Genomic DNA, 3,550 nt, shown 5'->3' on the forward strand with positions numbered 1-3,550 from the left:
GGGCGCGGCGCCCGGACCTGCCGGGGCACCCCGGTGCCCGTGACGTTCCCGGGCGCGTCCGCGGCTCCCGCGCCGACCGGCCGGGAGCGCTGGGCGGGCAGGGCACGGTCCTCGGTGCGCGGTCCCGCGTCCTGGTACGGCGTTCTCGCCCGCTGACCGGCCATGCGCACTTCCCTCGATCGTTGCGGCTGCGGCGGCGCGATCGCACCGCCGCGCGTGCCAGGACGCCATCGGTCCTGGCGGGAATCAAACCTCTACATCGCTGTAGAAGATGGTCCGGAGCCTACAAACCCATTTCAGCAAAGTCATCCGCCGCCACCCGGCAGCGACGGACCGTCCGGTGGCCCGTCGTTAGGATGGTCATGATCCCCGCCACGTCGGCACACCATCAGGAACGCATCAGAGGAGCAGAGCGTCACCATGTTTGAGAGTCTGAAGAACATCGCGGACAAGGCCACCGACCTCGCCCGCGAGCACGGCGACGTGATCGGGCAGGGCCTGGACAAGGTCGGCGACGCGATCGACGACCGCACGGACGGCAAGTACAGCGGGCAGATCGACACCGGCGTCGAGAAGGCGAAGGACTTCCTGCGCAACCTCGACGGCGACCGGAAGCCCGCCGAGTAACCTGCCGCAGGGCACGATCAGTCGCACGGCGGTCGAACGAGCGCACGGGCGAACGGGGAGGGGCTGCAGCGGTGAGCGAGGAGAAGAAGGGGTCCGGCCTGGGGCGCTGGCTGGTCATCGGTGTCGTGGTGGTGGCCGGACTGGGTCTCGTCCGCGGCACCGGCCACGACGGCGCGGCCTCCGCCGACCCCTCCCCGACCGCCACCGCCCCGTCCGGCCCCTCCCCGGGCGCCGCGCCGTCGGCCGGCTCCTCCGCGCAACCGCCGAAGCCCTCGAAGCCCTCGGGCCCGTACGAGCCGGCCGACTACGCGGCGCCGGTGCGCCAGTACGCCGCCGAGGCCGGAGTCAACCCGCAGCTGCTGATGGCCATCCTCTACAACGAGTCGTACAAGCCGCACGACCCCGAGCTCGAACGGGCCTGGCAACGCAACAAGCCGGACGCCTCGTTCGGCATCGCCAACATGCACCGGGCCGCCTTCGACGACACCAAGCCCGGCCGCCCCTTCGCCTCCCGGCAGTGGGAGGAGCTCCCGGACGACCGGAACCTGGCCGTCCAGGCGGCCGCCTGGCACCTGCACGACCTCGCCGCGCAACTGCCCGCGCGCTTGGGCGTGTCACTCAGCCGGGACGAACTGGTCGCCCTCGGCTACAACGCGGGCGCGGGCAACATGCTGGCCTTCGCCCGGGGCGTCAAGATCGGCTCCCAGGCACAGTCCTACCTCGACCGGCTGCGCGACAACTGGTCGAAGTCCGGCGAGGCCGTCAAGTAGCGCCTCCCGGCGGTCAGCTGACGCCGAGCCGGGCGGACCAGATCCTCCGCCAGGCCAGCGCGTCGGCGACCCCCTCGGCCAGGCCGCGCCGCGGCTGCCAGCCGAGCAGGTCCCGCGCGGTGTCCACGACGGCGTAGCAGCCGATCACGTCCCCGGGCCGCGGCCCCGCCTCCCGCACTTCGAGACTGGTGCCGACGGCCTGTTCGAAGGCGGCGATCAGCTCCCGCACGGTGGTCCCGTCGCCGGTGCCGACGTTGATCACCCGGTAGCGGTCCGCCACGCCCGGGGCGATCACCTCGTCGAACCGGAGCAGCGCCGCGACGTGCGCCTCGGCGAGGTCCTGGACGTGGACGTAGTCGCGGATGCCGGAGCCGTCGCGGGTGGCCCAGTCGGTGCCGGTCACGGTGAACGGGGTGCCGGTGGTGTGCGCCTCGATCAGCTTGCCGAGGGCGTGGGTGGGGTGGAGGTCCTGGAGGCCGGTGCGCAGCTGCGGGTCGGCACCGATCGGGTTGAAGTAGCGCAGGGCGATGACGCGCTGCCGCCCGGCGCCCTCGCCCCGGGTCCAGTCCTGGAGGACCTGCTCCATCATCTGCTTGGTGCGCGCGTACGGGCTGCCGGCGTCGACCGGGCTGCTCTCGTCCACCCGGGCGTCGGGGGTGGGGACGTAGATCGAGGCGGAGCTGCTGAAGACGACCCGGGTGCAGCCGTGGCGCTGGAGGGCCTCCAGGAGTTCGACGGTCTTGGCCACGTTCTCCCGGTAGTAGTACAGCGGCTTGGCCACCGACTCGGGTACGACGATCTTCGCGGCGCAGTGGACGGTGGCATCGATGTCGGGATGCTCGGCGAAGATCCGGTCGAGCAGGGCGGCGTCGGCGATGTCGCCCCGGTAGAAGACCCGGTCCGCGACGAACTCGGCCCGCCCCCGGGAGAGGTCGTCCAGCACGACCGGGGTGATCCCCCGGTCGAGCAGGGCGGAGGCCACGGTGCTGCCGATGAATCCAGCACCACCGGTGATCAGGACCTTCTTCATGCGCGGATGCTCCCTCGCGATCGTCCGGGCGCCCGGTGGCGCTCGGTGACCGGAAGAGACGTCGGCCCGCACCCGGCCGGTTCCGCGACCGGGTCGTCCCCGCGAACCGGGCGGACGGTACCGGGCGGCTCAGCCTCGGTGGCGGCGCAGCCAGAGCCCGGTGGCGACCAGGACGACGGCCGCGCAGGCGGTGCCGATGGCCGCCCAGGTGGTGGCGTCGGAGGTGGTCGCGTGGACGGGGCCGGGCGAGGCCTCCCGGGCGGAGACAGGGGCGGCCGTGGTCCCCGTCGCCGGGCGGGTCTCCCGGAGCGGGGCAGAGGTCACCTCGGCGGACCGCGGTGCGGTTTCGGACAGCGCCGGGCCTCCCGTCCCCGGAGACGCCGGGTCGGTGACCACGACGGTGTCGACGTCGAGCTCGCGCTCCCCGCGCCCCGGGGCGGGGAAGGCACAGTCCACCGTCACCCGCCAGTGCCCGGTGGGAAGGATCTCCCGGGTGGTGTACGTCCCCGGGTGGCCGGGGGCGGTGACCAGGCGCCAGGGGCCGACGGTGCGGCCGTCGGAGGCCGTCGCCGAGAGCGTGCCGGCGAACTCGCCGGTCACCGGGTCGTGGTCGTCCTCCCAGGTGGCGACGGTGCTGACGCGGCCGTTCTGCTGGCCGGTGACGTCCAGATGGACGCTGTCGCCGTGCGCGACGGCGGGTGCGGCGGCGCACAGCAGGGCCGCGGCGGCGAGGGCGAGGGCGGCGAGGTGGGGGCGGGTTCGCATGCGGGAGGGTCCTCGGGGCGGTGTGGGGGCAGGGACGCGGGGAACGGCCTGCGCCGGGAACGACCGCCACCGGGTGGGCGGCGGCCGTTCCCGGCGCGACGGACCTCCGGGCCTGCGGGTGTTGGGGCCCGCGGGCGACGGCGGCTCGGGTCGAAGGGTTCGGCCGGCGTACGGGCCGACCGGTTTCACGGACTCACAGGAACAGCCTTACCCCGAACGGCTCACCAGACCTTCACCGGCGACCGGTTCCGACAGGGCCCGCCGGTCGGCTGTTGCGGCTCCGGCAGCCGACCGCCGTGGGCGGCGGGGCGCCCGGGCCGGCCGGACGCCCCGGGGCCCGGTGGCGGTGCCGGTCCGC

The 3,550-nt window shown here is 74.0% G+C and carries 4 protein-coding genes; 2 read left to right on the forward strand and 2 right to left on the reverse strand.

Going from position 1 to position 3,550, the window contains the following annotated elements:
• The first annotated feature begins 420 nt into the window (after positions 1–420).
• Together KS423_RS41295 and KS423_RS41300 are read left to right on the forward strand one after the other, a co-directional pair.
• The gene (locus KS423_RS41295) at positions 421–627 is read left to right on the forward strand and encodes an antitoxin (protein ID WP_224284863.1); all 207 of its coding nucleotides are present in this window, start codon (positions 421–423) and stop codon (positions 625–627) included.
• 71 nt (positions 628–698) lie between these two features.
• A complete protein-coding gene (locus KS423_RS41300) occupies positions 699–1,397 on the forward strand; it encodes a transglycosylase SLT domain-containing protein (protein WP_224284864.1) in 699 nt (232 codons plus the stop codon).
• A gap of 13 nt (positions 1,398–1,410) precedes the next feature.
• Here the strand turns inward: KS423_RS41300 and galE are convergent, their stop codons facing one another.
• Together galE and KS423_RS41310 are read right to left on the reverse strand one after the other, a co-directional pair.
• Positions 1,411–2,427: a UDP-glucose 4-epimerase GalE gene (gene galE, locus KS423_RS41305; RefSeq protein ID WP_224284865.1), complete on the reverse strand. Its 1,017-nt coding sequence runs from the start codon at positions 2,425–2,427 to the stop codon at positions 1,411–1,413.
• A gap of 129 nt (positions 2,428–2,556) precedes the next feature.
• Positions 2,557–3,192: a hypothetical protein gene (locus KS423_RS41310; protein WP_224284866.1), complete on the reverse strand. Its 636-nt coding sequence runs from the start codon at positions 3,190–3,192 to the stop codon at positions 2,557–2,559.
• Positions 3,193–3,550: the final 358 nt, after the last annotated feature.

It is taken from the genome of Streptomyces sp. LS1784 (assembly GCF_020103755.1).
In the GTDB taxonomy this organism is placed as follows: domain Bacteria; phylum Actinomycetota; class Actinomycetes; order Streptomycetales; family Streptomycetaceae; genus Kitasatospora.